The sequence below is a fragment of the Microbacterium sp. SORGH_AS_0454 genome (genome assembly GCF_031453395.1).
Lineage (GTDB): Bacteria > Actinomycetota > Actinomycetes > Actinomycetales > Microbacteriaceae > Microbacterium.
In genome coordinates, this window is record NZ_JAVIYS010000001.1 from 606,336 (window position 1) to 619,612 (window position 13,277).

Consider the following 13,277-nt stretch of genomic DNA (forward strand, 5'->3'; position numbering starts at 1 on the left):
GACTCACCGGATGGACGCCGACGCACGCACCCCCTCCTCTTCGCCGACGCCCGCGACGGATGAGCCGGTCATCCCCCTGCCGAACGCGCGAGAGAAAGAAGTCAGCTTCGTCGCGCGCAGCGGCGCCGTGGTCACACTGCGCCTCATCGACACGGGACGCTTCGAGCTCAAGCTCGATACGCGAGGGGACTACACGGCCGTGCTCCTGCACGACGGCCATACCTTCGAGCTGCACCCCGCACCCGGCGTCCACGCCCTGGGCGGCACGGGCCTCACGCCCACCCAGATCTACGAGGGGTTCTGACCCGCGGCGCAAGCCCCGAGGTCAGGTCGTCGGCGCGGGATTGACTGGGGCTCTCGACCCGGGAGGACCACCGTGAGCCACGACGCCGACAGCTATGACATCGCCGTGATCGGAGCCGGTCCCGCCGGAACCGCCGCCGCCCTTCGCTCCGCAGAACTCGGCGCATCCGTCGTCGTCCTCGAGGCCGGTCGTGTCGGCGGTACCTGCGTCAACACCGGGTGCGTACCCACGCGCGTCCTCGCGAAGGCCGCGCGCCTCATGCGCGAGACCCGCTCCGCCGACGACTACGGCATCGTGGTGGAGGAGCCCCGCGTCGATTGGTCGGCCGTGGTCTCGAGGGTGCATGAGCGGGTGGATGCCGTGCGCTCGATCAAGCGAGAGGCCGAACGCTTCGCCGAGGCCGGGGTGGATCTCGTGCAGGAGGGACGTGCGCGCTTCGCGGACGAGCACACTCTCGTCCTCGACAGCGGTCGACGAATCCGCGCGGACTCGATCCTCGTCTGCGTGGGCGGCCATTCCCGTCGCCTCCCGATCCCCGGGGCCGAGCTCGCGACGGTTCCCGAAGACGTGCTCACCCTCGCCGAGCTGCCCCGGCGCGTCGTGGTCATCGGTGCGGGAAATACCGGCGCACAACTGGTGACGGTGTTCCGCTCGTTCGGCTCGGAGGTCACGCTGCTCGATGTCGCACCTCGGGTGCTCATGGCATCCGACGCCTCCATCTCGCGCGTGATCGCCGAATCGCTCACGGAGCACGGGGTCGACGTACGCACGGGGATCGAGACGGTCGAGCGCATCGACCGCGCCGAGGACGGCTCGCTCACCCTCGCCTGGCGCGAGGACGGCGCATCGCGCACCGTCGATGCCGAGGTCGTCATCATGGCGACCGGATGGCCCGCCGATGTCGAAGACCTCGGCCTCGAGAACGCCGGGGTCCAGGTCGAGCGCTCCGCGATCCCGGTCGACCGCTACTTCCGCACGATCGTGCCGCACATCCTCGCCGTCGGCGACGCGAACGGCCGCGACATGCTCGTGCAGGCGGCGCAGTTCGAGGGCGAAGCGGCGGCCGAGAACGCCGTGCTCGGCGCCAACCGGCGAACGCCCCACCACCTTCTCCCCGCGGGCGGTTTCACCGACCCCGACTACGCGGGCGTCGGCCTCACCGAGGAGCAGGCGCGTGACCGCGACCCCTCGTGCGTCGTGGCGACCGCGCGTTTCGCCGATCTCGACCGTGCGGTGATCGACGACCGGGAACGCGGGTTCCTCATGCTGATCTCCGATCGTCGCCGCGAGCTCGTGCTCGGGGCTCACGCGGTGGGCGAGAACGCCGTGGAGGTCATCCAATCGGTGACCACCGCGATGGCGGCCGGCATCGATGTCTCGACCCTCGCCGGTGTGCGCTTCGCCTACCCGACCTACAGTGCCGTGATCGGAAACGCGGCGCGTGCTCTGCTGCACGCGGACTCCCCCGCCCTGCTGGAGTGACACACTGAATCCGTGCCCGCCGATCCCGTGACGACGCCCGCGACCGCCGACGACTCCGGCGCGTCCACCGAGGCCCCCGCGCGCCGGGGGCGTCCGGGCTACGACCGCGAGGGTCTGCTCGCCGTGGCCGTGCAGCTCTTCAACGAGCAGGGGTACGACGCGACGAGCGTGTCCGACCTCGCCCGCCGACTCGGGCTGACGAAGTCCGCGCTGTACCATCACTTCTCCTCGAAAGAGGAGTTGCTGGCCGTGGCGCTCGAGGCGGCTCTCGGCGGGCTCGAGGCCGTGCTCGATCAGCCCGGCGCCCGCGAGGGCGCGGCATCCGATCGCCTCCGCTTCGTGCTCACCGGGGCGACCGACGTCCTGGTGGCGCAGCTTCCCGCGGTCACCCTGCTCCTGCGGGTCCGGGGCAACAGCGAGGTCGAGCAGGCCGCCCTCGAGCGGCGGCGTCTGTTCGACCACCGCGTGACCGCCCTGGTCGCCGAAGCGCAGGCCGAGGGCGACGTGCGCGACGACGTCGACGCGGCGGTCGCCGCGCGTCTGCTGTTCGGCATGATCAACTCGGTCGTGGAGTGGTACCGCCCCGGCGGCGGCGTCGACGGCGACCGTCTCGGCGCCGACATCGTGCGCATCGCCCTCGACGGCCTCCGTACCGCCTGACCCGGTGCTCTGCCCCGCCGGGTCACGCCGCGGCAGGCGCACATCCCTGGTCCGTCCTGCGGATATCGTGGCGGCACGCCGCCACCGGCGACCCGGCATCCCGACGGCGGGCGACGAAGTCCGCGGTACGGCGCACCGTCCCCTTGGCCGACGCCGACGAACTCCTCCCGGCGGCGCGCGACGGGGCCCCTCGCCGACGCGAAGGGCCCCGTCACGGCATCCGGGATCACGCCCGCAGATCGACGCCCTTCGTCTCTTTGATGAGCGAGACGGCACCGAGAGAGACGACTGCGGCGACCGCGATGTAGAGGCCGATCGTCCACGAGGCGCCCGTGGAGCGCAGCAGCGCCTCGGCGATCATCGGAGCGAAGGCCCCACCCATGATGGCGCCCAGCGCGTAGCCGATCGAGACGCCCGAGTAGCGGACGTTCGCGGGGAACATCTCGGCGTAGAGCGCCGCCTGCGGCCCGTACGACAGCCCGAGGCCGAGGGTCATCACGAACAGCGCGACGAAGTACCAGAAGATGTTCGCGGTGTCGATGAGGAACCACATCGGTACGGCCCAGATCGCCAGCAGCAGGTAGCCGAGCTGGAAGGTGCGGATGCGCCCCAAGCGGTCCGACAACCGGCCACCCCACAGGGTGAAACCGAGCCAGCCGAAGGATGCCAGGGTCGTCGCCAGCAGCACCGTCGGGCGTTCCATCCCGAGGGTCGAGACCGAGTAGGTGGCGAAGAACGCGATGAGCAGGTAGCCGGCGGCGTTGTTGCCGATGAACACGAACGCCGTCAGGGCGACCTCGCGCCAGTTCTTGCGGAAAAGCTGCCCGAGCGGGGCGGAGGACTCCTTGCGGCGGCGCACGAGGTCTTCGAACACCGGGCTCTCCTCCACCGCGCGGCGGATGAGATAGCCGACGACGATGAGCACGATCGAGAAGAGGAACGGCACACGCCACCCCCAGGCGAGGAAGGCCTCGGCCGACATCGACGAGGTGAGGATCCACAGGGTCGCGGTGGCCAGGATCATCCCCACCGGGACGCCGATCTGCGGGTACGCCCCGAAGTACCCGCGGCGGTGGACGGGGGCGTGCTCGACCGAGAGCAGCGCCGCACCACCCCACTCGCCGCCGGCCGAGAAGCCCTGCAACACCCGCAGCAGGATGAGCAGGACGGGGGCGGCGACACCGATCGCGGCGTAGGTCGGCAGCACCCCGATGAGGGCCGTCGACACGCCCATCATGACGAGCGTCAGCACGAGCATCTTCTTCCGGCCGAGGCGGTCGCCGAGCCATCCGGCGACGACGGCGCCGAGCGGGCGGAAGAGGAACGAGATACCGATCGTGGCGAACGAGAGCACCTGGGCGATCGCGGGGTCGCTCTGCGCGAGGGGCGCGAGGAACAGGGGCGCGAGCACGAGCCCGGCCGCCTGGGCGTAGATGAAGAAGTCGTACCACTCGATCGAGGTGCCCACGAGGGTCCCGGCGAGCACACGCCGTTCCTCTCGTTTCATCCCGGTGGCAGGGGCGGATGCCGAGGTCAGCGAGGCCATGAGAACTCCGTCGTTCTGTGGGGCAGGTGAAAAACTCGTTCGGCACCGTTACCGACCGAGCGTTCAGTAATAGTGTCAGAGGGATGCGCCCCCGACAAGAGGGCGCCGGAAGGAGCCTCCATGACGCCCTGGACCATCACCCCCGGCGCCCTCGACGAACGTCTCGGCATCATCGTGACCGAACAGTCCGCGGATCGGGTCTGCGCATCGATGCCCGTCCGAGGGAACACGCAATCGCTCGGTCGTCTGCACGGCGGCGCGACGGCCGCACTGTCCGAGGCGGTGGGATCGTGGGCGGCCATGATCCATGCCTCGACCCAGGGCATGGTCTGCGTCGGTGTCGACCTGAATATCACGCACCATCGCGGGGCGAAAGACGGCCGCATCCACGCCGTCGCCACACCCGCCCATCGTGGTCGGCGCCTGGCCACCTACGACGTCCGCGTGGTCGACGACGAGGACCGCCTGATCGCCACGGCGCGGATCACGAACCTGCTGGTCGATCCCGCGTGATCGACGACTGTCGTCTCACGGCGCGCACCGTCTCTGCCATTGTGGATCGCATGGAGAAGATCCGAGGGGTTGCGCCACCCCCAAGCGGCGCAACCCCTCGCCCGTCGCCGTCAGACCCGAACATCGGACGACGGGCGTATGGGTGCCTTCTCGAAGCCGGAGTCGGCACCCACCCCCGCATATGTCGTGTCGGTCGTGGGCCGTTCCTTACACACCGACCCAGAATTCTTCTCCCGCGCGCCTCGGTAAGGTTCGCCACCTCACCGACACAGCCCCGGTACACGCACGAGGAAAGACAGCGGTGACGGACGACGCAGATTTCGTGGCGCTCTTCCGTGAGCACTACACCGCCGTTCGGCGATTCGTCGAGCGGCGAGTGTCTGACCGCGAGGCCGCCGACGACCTCACGATGGAATGCTTCGAGATCGCGTGGCGCAAGCGCGACCCGCGCGAGCCGTTCGGTCTTCCGTGGCTGTACCGCACGGCGCGCAACCTCATCGCGAACGAGTACCGACGACGAGACCGGGAGGGGGCACTGTGGACGCACATCGAGGACCAGGTGCGCACCCTGTCGAACGAGTCGGAGGGCGAGATGATCGAGCGGCTCGTGGACGCGATCCGCGGACTCTCCGAGAAGGAGCGCGAGATCCTCTGGCTCACGTACTGGGAAGACCTGCCGGCCGCCGACGTCGGTGTCGTCGTCGGGGCGAGCGCGGGTACCGTGTGGACGCGGTTGAATCGTGTGCGCGCCAAACTCCGCCCGCTCCTTTCCGCAGCGCCCCTGTCCGCGGAGGAGGTGTTCGATGAACGACGATGAGCTCACCCGCGCGGTGCGCCGGCTCGACCCGGCACGTACGCCCCTGGACGCCCCCATCCCCCTCGACGCCGAGCGCCGGGCTCGCGCTTTCGCCCGCACCGCGCGTCCGCCGCGCCGCCGACCCGCCTACGCCGCCTGGGGCTCAGCCGCTGCGGTCGTCGTCCTCGTGCTCGCGATCGTCACCGGAGTCCTGTGGATGCCGGGCAGCCCGGCATCCGCCCTCACGCCTGAACCTCTCACGTTCACCTCGATCTCCGAGGATGCGCCGCAGGTGATCGCGCAGGCGCAGGAGCGTTTGACCGACGGTTCCGGGCCCACCGAACCCGAGCGACGCTCGCTCTCGCTCGGCTGGTACTTCAGCGGGTCGCCCGATGAGGCCGAGGCGACGGTGTTCCGCCGCGAGTGGATCGACGTGCGGTGGAACGAGAACCTCTCCGGCTCGGTCGTGACGACGGCCGCGGAGGCGACCAACGCAGCGGGCGACACCGTCCCCACCGGCGATCCGACGCCCGGAACCGTGGTGGGCGACCTGCAGTTCGTGCAGAACCAGTTCTCGCCGCTCTCGCGCAACGCCCCCGAGCCCACCGTCGAGGCGATGCGGGCTCTCGTGCTCACCTCGACCGGTGCCGGCGAGCAGTTGACGGCGGGCGACGCGATGCTCGGCGCCCGGGCGCTCCTGGGCGAGTGGACCCTCACCGGTGCCCAGCAGGCCGCTCTGCTCGAGGTGGTCGCTCAAGCCCCCGGGCTGCGCGTCGTCGGGACGGCGTTCGACCGACTCGGCCGCCCGGTCGTCGGTCTCGCCGCGGTACCGTCCGGGCTCACCACCTCCGAGGCGACGCTGCTGCTGTCCGCCGACACGGGCCGCATCGTCGGATTCGAATCCGAACTGCTCGCCGACAACGAGAACCTGAAACTGCCTGCGGGCTCGATCACCGACTACACCCTCTGGGACGTCCTCGACAGAAAGGCCGAGACCGAATGACCTCGACAGACGAACTGCACCCCGACATCGCCGCGGCTCTCGCCCAGATCCCCGGCGGGGTCGTCATCGACTCCCATCACGCGGAATGGCCGGAGCTGGGCATGACCATCGACGTCCCCTCCGAGCACGAGGACGCCGTCGGCAGCTGCGCCACCGGGAACGTGTGCGCATTCAGCGGGTCGAGCCTGTCGGGCACGCGGGTGTCGTACTCGACGTGCGGCACGTACTCCCCCAGCATCACCGTGCGTTCGATCGCCAACGCGCGCTCCGCCGGCTACCTGCAGGCCCGGTCCTCGTCGGGGTCGGTGCTCGCCACCGCGATCGCCACGTCATGGGCGAACGTCTCGGGCTCGGTCGCGACGCTGAACTGCGTGCCCTGACCCCCGGTCAGCGCCAGGGGCGCTCCGATCGGCGCTGCCAGTAGTCGACGGGGTCGGTCGCGAGCCTCCCCGCGGTGTCGACCGGTCGTGCACGCGCGCCTCGGCGCAGGTGCGCGAGCGTGGTCGCACCGCTCAGCACGATGTCGGCCCAGGGCTGCGCCAACGCGGCACCGAGGGCGAAGACATCGGACGGCATTTCGGATGCCAGGGCCTCGAGGCGACTCCCCGATTCGGCGCGGGCGAGCTCGCCGTTGGCGAGGGCCTCTTTGACGACGATCGTCCACCCGGCGTCGTGGGCGTTCTGCAACGCGGGGGCGACCGAGGGCTCGAGGAGGTTCCACGTCGACTGCACGACCGTGAACGGGGAGTCCTCGAGCGCGAGGGCGGTGCGGATCACCTCGCCCTGGTGCGGGCCGCTGGTCGACAGGCCGACCCGCACGCCGCCGGCCCGCAGCCCGCGCAGCCGATCGAGCAGCTCGGTGTCGGCGAGAGCCGTGCTCTCGGGCGTCACCGAGTGGATCAAGTAGAAGTCGGGGGCCGACCCCAGGGCCTCGAGCGTCTCGGGCCACTGCCGGTCGAACATGGCGACCGAGTGCTCTTTGCGCTCGTGCACGGCGGCATCCATCCTCCATTCCCCGACGTAGGCGTAGCCCCACTTCGACCCCACGATGAGGTGCTCGCGCCGGCCCGGGTGGGCCGCGAGCCACGATCCCAGGAACTCCTCGGCCAGACCGTAGGAGCGGGCGGCGTCGATGTATCGGATGCCGAGCGCCCATGCCTCGTCGAGCAGCAGGTGCGCGCGCGCTCGCATCGCGTCGACCGTGCGCTCGACGGGGTCACCGAGGTCGCTGTCGCGCGCGGTGGTGATGTAAGCCGGGCGGCCGACGGCGGCGAGGCCGAGACCCAGACGGGCGGAGGTGACGTGCATGCCTCGACGCTAGCGTCCGCGCGTGTCGCTCGCTTCAGCGGCGACGCTGCCGGTGCACCTCGACCGCGCTGAGCAGGATGGCCGACCCCGAGAACACCACCGACACCGCGAGGGCGAGGGTCAGCGCGCGGGCGAAAGCGCCCGGGTCCCCCGCCGGAGACCCGGGGCCCGTGGCCTGCGCCGCACCCATGACCGCGAGCGCGAAGGTCGTCCCCAGCACCGTCTGTCCGATGGACGATCCCACCCGCTGAGCCGTCTGGACGACTCCGCCGGCGACGCCGCCTCGGCGGGGGTCGACATCGGCGAGGGTCAGCGTCTGGTTCGGGGTGACGATCGCCCCGCCCGCGACCCCGAGGACGAACAGGGGCACGCACAGGCGCAGGATGACTCCCACCGGGTCGGTCGCGTCGGCACCGGACTGCACGAGGAGCCCCAGCACGATCGTGACCCCGGTGAACACCGCGACCGCGCCGACGAGCAGCGGACGGCCCACGCGCGAGACGAAGCGCCCTGCCACGGGTGCTCCCACCACCGAGCCGATGGCGTAGGCCGTGACTCCCAGACCCGACTGCAGAGCGGTGAAACCGAGGCCGTTCTGGTAGTACAGCGCGAGCACGAGGGGGATCCCGGTGTTGCTGCAGAAGAAGACGACGGCGAAGACGACACCCGTGACGAACGAGCGGACGCGGAACAGACGCAGATCCAGCAGGGGCCCGGCATCCGCCTTCGTCAGGCGAGCTTCATGCCGCACGAGCGCGAAGAGGAACCCCGCGGCGGGGAGCAGGAGCAGGAGCGTCACGGGGCCGCCGCCCTGGCCCGTCTCGACGATGGGGAACAGCAGGCACAGCACACCCGCGCCGAGCAGGAGCGCGCCGAGCAGATCGATGTGGCGAGCGGATGCCGTGGGAGACGGCTCATCGGCGGGAACCCACCGGCGAGCGAGCAGCACGGCCGCGATCCCGACCGGCACGTTGATGAAGAAGACCAGCCGCCAGCCGATGTCGGGGCCACCCGCCGAGATGAGCAGACCCGCGATCACCGGACCGAGCGCCGTCCCCGCACCGACGGTGAGGCCGAGCCTGCCGAAGGCCCGCCCTCTCTCCCACGCGGGGAAGGCGTTCTGGATGAAGCCCGACACCTGCGGGCCCATCATGCCGCCGAACAGCCCCTGTACGACCCGGGCCGCGATGAGGAGCCCCGCGTTCGGCGCCAGACCGACGGCCGCGCTGGCGGTCACGAACCCCAGCACGGCGATCGTGAAGATGCGCCGCCGACCCCGCTGGTCGCCCAGTCGTCCCCCGATGACGGGGACCAGTGCGAAGGCGAGCACGTAACCGGTCACGATCCACTGCAGCTCGTTCGAGCCCGCCCCGGTGGAGCGCCCGATCGAGGGCAGGGCGACGTTGGTGACACTGACGTCGAGGAGGGCGGCGAACTGCCCCATGAGCATGACCGACAGCGCGCTCCAGCGGCGAGGGTCGGGAGCGGGGATGGATGCCGTCATGCGGCCTCCGCCACCGGAGCGGAGCCCGCGGCGACGCGAGGGATCGGCATGGGCCGAGCCTATGCCTGAGGCGACACGTCGGGGCCCGCGGCCTCTCCGGGGGAACACCGCGGCGACGCGGGGAGTTGTCCTCAGCAACGACCGACGAGTGGAACGCGATGACGTACAGAGACCCCTACGACGACACGGCGCAGCCGATCTGCCCCTCGTGCGGCGTGACGATGCACCCGCTTCTCGAGCAGGGCGGCGGTGCCGACGAGTGCCGCGAGTGCGGGTTCCAGCTGGAGTGGTCCGCCCCGGGGCACGCCCGCGACGAAGACGACGACCGACCCCGCGACCGCTGGGCCGACGAGTCCTAGCCCCGAGCGACGCGTGTCGTCGCCGGAGCGGGGCGGGCGACGAGAGCAGGCCGATTCCGTGCGGATCCACCTGCGCCCAGGGCAGCGCCCGTTCTCGTGGTGCGGATGCCGCGGCGGCGGCCTCAGCGTTCCAGGACGACCGCGAGACCCTGCCCGACACCGATGCAGATCGCGGCGACCGCGACACCCCCGCCTCGGCGCTTCAGCTCGTGCGCCGCGCGCGCGATGATGCGCCCGCCCGAGGCCCCCAGCGGGTGGCCGATCGCGATCGCTCCCCCGTTCTCGTTGAGGCGGGCGGGGTCGAGCTCGGTCCACAGCTTCGCGCACGCCAGGGTCTGCGACGCGAATGCCTCGTTGAGCTCGACGAACGACACGTCGGCCCAGGTCTTGCCGGCGCGGGCGAGAGCGCGGTTGGCCGCCTCGACCGGGGCGACACCGAACACATCGGGGTCGTTGCCGAATGCGGCCCGACCCGCGATGCGCGCGAGGGGCTCGGCATCCAGGATCCCCTCCGCTCCCAGCAGCACGGCCGAGGCCCCGTCGTTGATGGGAGAGGAGTTCCCCGCCGTGACCGTGCCGTCCTTGCGGAATGCCGGACGCAGCCCCGCGAGCACCTCGGCGCTCGAATCGTCGCGGATGCCCTCGTCGCGCGCGAGCGCGTGCCCCTCGACCTGCACGATCTCGCCGTCGAAGCGTCCCTCTGCCCACGCAGCGGCAGCGAGACGGTGGCTGCGCGCGGCGAAAGCGTCCTGCTGCTCTCGGGAGATGTCGTAGATCTCGGCGAGCTTCTCGGCGCTCTCGCCGTTCGAGATCGTCCAGTCCGCCCTCAGACGCGGGTTGGTCATGCGCCAGCCGATCGAGGTGTTCCACATCGTCTGATTCGCCGCGGGGAAGGGCCGTGGGCTCTTCTCGACCACGAAGGGGGCACGGGTCATCGACTCGACGCCGCCGGCGAGGATGACGTCGGCATCGCCGGCCTCGATCGCGCGGGAGCCCTGGATCACGGCATCCAGCGACGATCCGCACAGCCGGTTGATCGTTGTCCCCGGCACCGAAGAGGGAAAGCCCGCCAGGAGGGCGCCGAAACGCGCGACGTTGCGGTTGTCCTCCCCCGCCTGGTTCGCATCGCCGAAGATCACGTCTTCGATGCGCGCGGGGTCGATACCGGTGCGCTCGACGACGGATGCCATGACGGTGGCCGCCAGATCGTCGGGGCGCACGTCGGCGAAGGCCTTGCCGTGTCGCGCGAAGGGGGTGCGGACGGCGTCGTAGACGAAGGATGCGGGCATGTCTCAGGCCTCCAGGCTCAGACCGAGCAGGGACTCGATCTCTTCGTGCGTGTTGTCGCCGAAAAGCTCCCGCACGCGGAAGCCGTCGGGGGTGACGTCGAAGACGCCGTGGTCGGTGTAGACCCGCGAGACGCAGCCCACTCCCGTGAGGGGATAGCTGCAGGCGGCGACGAGCTTGGGCTCGCCGCCCTTGGTGAGCAGGTCGGTCATGACGTAGACGTCTTTCGCGCCGATCGCGAGGTCCATGGCGCCGCCCACCGCGGGGATGGCGCCGGGCTCGCCGGTCGACCAGTTGGCGAGGTCGCCGCCGGCCGACACCTGGAACGCCCCCAGCACGCACACGTCGAGGTGCCCGCCGCGCATCATCGCGAACGAGTCGGCGTGGTGGAAGTACGCGGCCCCCGCGAGCGCGGTGACCGGCTGCTTGCCCGCGTTGATGAGGTCGGGGTCGATGCGCCCGCGCTCGGGAGCGGGGCCCATGCCGAGCATGCCGTTCTCGGTGTGCAGGACGATCTCGAGTCCCGCCGGCAGGTAGTCGGCGACCAGGGTCGGAGCACCGATGCCGAGGTTGACGACCGCGCCCTCGGGAATGTCGGATGCCACGCGGGCGGCGAGATCGCGCCGCGAGATGCGAGTTGTCATTTCTCCTCCTCGGATGCCAGAGCCCGGCCCTCGATGTCGACGCCTCCCACGAACGCGCCGTCGCGGAGCCATGCGCGCTCCCCCACCGCGACCACGCGATCGACGTAGAGACCCGGGGTGACGACCGACTCGGGATCGAGCGAGCCGAGCTCGACGATCTCGTCGACCTGGACGATGGTGGTGGCCGCAGCCGCGGCCATGATGGGGCCGAAGTTGCGTGCGGTCTCGCGATAGACGAGGTTGCCCCAGCGGTCGGCGGCGCGGGCGCTGACCAGGGCGGCATCCGCACGGATGGGGTATTCGAGCACGTAGTCGCGGCCGTCGATGCGCCGCGTCTCCTTGCCCTCGGCGAGCTGCGTCCCGAAACCAGTGGGGGTGAAGAACCCGCCGATGCCGGCGCCGGCGGCGCGGATGCGCTCGGCGAGATTGCCCTGCGGCACGAGCTCGAGCTCGACCTTGCCGTCGCGGTACAGCCCGTCGAAGACCCACGAGTCGCTCTGGCGCGGGAAGGAGCAGATCATCTTGCGCACCTGCCCGGCCGCGAGCAGGGCGGCCAAGCCGGTGTCGCCGTTGCCCGCGTTGTTGTTGACGACGGTGAGATCGCGCGCGCCGTGCGCGATGAGCGCGTCGATCAGCTCGACGGGCTGACCCGCGCGGCCGAAGCCGCCGATCATCACGGTCGCGCCGTCGGCGATCCCGGCGACGGCCGACGCGAGGTCGGGGACGGTCTTGTCGATCATGCGGAGCATCCTTGCTTGTTCGCCCTGCGTACACACGTACGTTATGCGAACAGGATACGCCGACCACCGCGAAGACGGCAAGGGAGGACAGCTATGGGCCCGCTGCCGGGATTCAGACCAGGCGGAGGTCCGCGTCGATCTCGGCCGCGGCGGCCCGCAGTGCCGGCAGGCACCGCTCTCGCCACTCGTCGGCGCCACCGCGGGAACTGGCCGAGATGTTCACCGCCGCAACCACCGCCCCGGAGCGGTCGTGAACGGGCGCCGCGAGGGAGCGCAGCCCCTCTTCGAGCTCGCCGTCCACGAGAGCCCACCCCTGAGCACGCACCGCCTCGAGCTCGACAGCGATCGCATCGACGTCCGTCCGCGTGCGCGGGGTGAGGGGGGCCGGATGCGAGGCGGCCACGATCTCTCGCGCGTCGGCGTCGGGAAGCGCCGCGAGCAGCACGCGCCCCATGCTGGTCGCGTAGGCGGGAAAACGCGTGCCGATCGTGATGCCGACGCTCATGATGCGACGCGTGGGGACGCGGGCGACGTAGACGATGTCGGCCCCGTCGAGCACGGCCGACGAGACGCTCTCGCCCACCTCGCGCGACAGACGCTCGAGATGCGGCTGGGCCAGCGCCGGCAGCGACAGCGCGGAGAGATAGCTGAAGCCGAGCTCGAGAACGCGCGGCGTCAGCGAGAAGACCCGACCGTCGGCGCGCACGTAACCCAGGGTCTCGAGCGTCTGGAGGAACCGGCGGGCCGCGGCACGGGTCAGATCGGCGCGGCGGGCGACGTCGCTGAGGGTCAGCGCCGGGTTCTCGGCGTCGAAGGAGCGGATCACCTCGAGACCGCGAGCGAGGGATTGGACGAACTCTCCCGAATCACTCACGCGGCTCACCCTATCGGGGCGCCGTGAGGACCTCGTGCGGGAACGCGTCGGAGAAAAGCGAAAGCCGCCCCGGGGGACGGCTTTGCGGCGAATCTGTAGCGGGAGCGGGGCTTGAACCCGCGACCTCACGTTTGGGTTTCCAACCAAATCGGCGGATTTCGCGGGTTATCAGGCGATGCAGTGGCCAGGCGCAGACTGATCAGGGGATATCAGCGGGCCGCGATTACGATCGCGAATTATGCGGGATAAGTGTGGGG

At 70.7% G+C, this 13,277-nt stretch carries 15 protein-coding genes; 8 read left to right on the forward strand and 7 right to left on the reverse strand.

Going from position 1 to position 13,277, the window contains the following annotated elements:
* The first annotated feature begins 10 nt into the window (after positions 1–10).
* The 3 genes from QE454_RS02790 (at position 11) to QE454_RS02800 (ending at position 2,446) form a co-directional block, all read left to right on the forward strand.
* Positions 11–304: a hypothetical protein gene (locus QE454_RS02790; protein WP_210073238.1), complete on the forward strand. Its 294-nt coding sequence runs from the start codon at positions 11–13 to the stop codon at positions 302–304.
* Positions 305–376: 72 nt separating this feature from the next.
* The gene (locus QE454_RS02795) at positions 377–1,786 is read left to right on the forward strand and encodes an NAD(P)/FAD-dependent oxidoreductase (RefSeq protein WP_307458334.1); all 1,410 of its coding nucleotides are present in this window, start codon (positions 377–379) and stop codon (positions 1,784–1,786) included.
* A gap of 12 nt (positions 1,787–1,798) precedes the next feature.
* The gene (locus QE454_RS02800; protein WP_307458332.1) at positions 1,799–2,446 is read left to right on the forward strand and encodes a TetR/AcrR family transcriptional regulator; all 648 of its coding nucleotides are present in this window, start codon (positions 1,799–1,801) and stop codon (positions 2,444–2,446) included.
* Positions 2,447–2,672: 226 nt separating this feature from the next.
* Here QE454_RS02800 and QE454_RS02805 read toward each other — a convergent pair whose 3' ends face one another.
* Positions 2,673–3,992, reverse strand: coding sequence for an MFS transporter (locus QE454_RS02805; protein ID WP_307458329.1), 1,320 nt, complete (start codon positions 3,990–3,992; stop codon positions 2,673–2,675).
* A gap of 120 nt (positions 3,993–4,112) precedes the next feature.
* On the opposite strand from QE454_RS02805, the gene QE454_RS02810 reads away from it, so the two are divergent.
* From QE454_RS02810 to QE454_RS02825, 4 genes are all read left to right on the forward strand, one after another.
* Positions 4,113–4,505, forward strand: a complete 393-nt coding sequence (locus tag QE454_RS02810) for a PaaI family thioesterase (protein ID WP_210073232.1) — start codon at positions 4,113–4,115, stop codon at positions 4,503–4,505.
* Positions 4,506–4,806: 301 nt separating this feature from the next.
* Positions 4,807–5,322, forward strand: a complete 516-nt coding sequence (locus QE454_RS02815) for an RNA polymerase sigma factor (protein ID WP_210073230.1) — start codon at positions 4,807–4,809, stop codon at positions 5,320–5,322.
* The gene (locus QE454_RS02820) at positions 5,309–6,304 is read left to right on the forward strand and encodes a hypothetical protein (RefSeq protein ID WP_210073228.1); all 996 of its coding nucleotides are present in this window, start codon (positions 5,309–5,311) and stop codon (positions 6,302–6,304) included. The genes QE454_RS02815 and QE454_RS02820 overlap by 14 nt, the downstream gene beginning before the upstream one ends.
* Positions 6,301–6,684: a hypothetical protein gene (locus QE454_RS02825; RefSeq protein ID WP_210073226.1), complete on the forward strand. Its 384-nt coding sequence runs from the start codon at positions 6,301–6,303 to the stop codon at positions 6,682–6,684. The genes QE454_RS02820 and QE454_RS02825 overlap by 4 nt, the downstream gene beginning before the upstream one ends.
* A gap of 7 nt (positions 6,685–6,691) precedes the next feature.
* On the opposite strand, the gene QE454_RS02830 is transcribed toward QE454_RS02825, so the two are convergent.
* Positions 6,692–7,612, reverse strand: a complete 921-nt coding sequence (locus QE454_RS02830; RefSeq protein ID WP_210073224.1) for an aldo/keto reductase — start codon at positions 7,610–7,612, stop codon at positions 6,692–6,694.
* Positions 7,613–7,646: 34 nt separating this feature from the next.
* A complete protein-coding gene (locus QE454_RS02835; protein WP_210073222.1) occupies positions 7,647–9,116 on the reverse strand; it encodes an MFS transporter in 1,470 nt (489 codons plus the stop codon).
* Positions 9,117–9,274: 158 nt separating this feature from the next.
* Here QE454_RS02835 and QE454_RS02840 point away from each other — a divergent pair, with 158 nt between their 5' ends.
* Positions 9,275–9,475: a zf-TFIIB domain-containing protein gene (locus QE454_RS02840; RefSeq protein WP_210073220.1), complete on the forward strand. Its 201-nt coding sequence runs from the start codon at positions 9,275–9,277 to the stop codon at positions 9,473–9,475.
* A gap of 122 nt (positions 9,476–9,597) precedes the next feature.
* Here QE454_RS02840 and QE454_RS02845 read toward each other — a convergent pair whose 3' ends face one another.
* The 4 genes from QE454_RS02845 to QE454_RS02860 all read right to left on the reverse strand — a co-directional run bounded on the left by QE454_RS02845 (position 9,598) and on the right by QE454_RS02860 (position 13,020).
* Positions 9,598–10,764 (reverse strand): thiolase family protein, encoded by a 1,167-nt coding sequence (locus QE454_RS02845; RefSeq protein ID WP_210073218.1) that lies wholly within the window; start codon positions 10,762–10,764, stop codon positions 9,598–9,600.
* Positions 10,765–10,767: 3 nt separating this feature from the next.
* The gene (locus QE454_RS02850; RefSeq protein WP_210073215.1) at positions 10,768–11,406 is read right to left on the reverse strand and encodes a 3-oxoacid CoA-transferase subunit B; all 639 of its coding nucleotides are present in this window, start codon (positions 11,404–11,406) and stop codon (positions 10,768–10,770) included.
* Positions 11,403–12,146 (reverse strand): 3-oxoacid CoA-transferase subunit A, encoded by a 744-nt coding sequence (locus tag QE454_RS02855; RefSeq protein ID WP_210073213.1) that lies wholly within the window; start codon positions 12,144–12,146, stop codon positions 11,403–11,405. The genes QE454_RS02850 and QE454_RS02855 overlap by 4 nt, the downstream gene beginning before the upstream one ends.
* Positions 12,147–12,258: 112 nt before the next feature.
* Positions 12,259–13,020 carry an IclR family transcriptional regulator C-terminal domain-containing protein gene (locus QE454_RS02860; protein ID WP_267787982.1) on the reverse strand — a complete coding sequence of 254 codons (762 nt, stop codon included), beginning with the start codon at positions 13,018–13,020 and terminating at the stop codon, positions 12,259–12,261.
* Between the last annotated feature and the right edge of the window lie 257 nt (positions 13,021–13,277).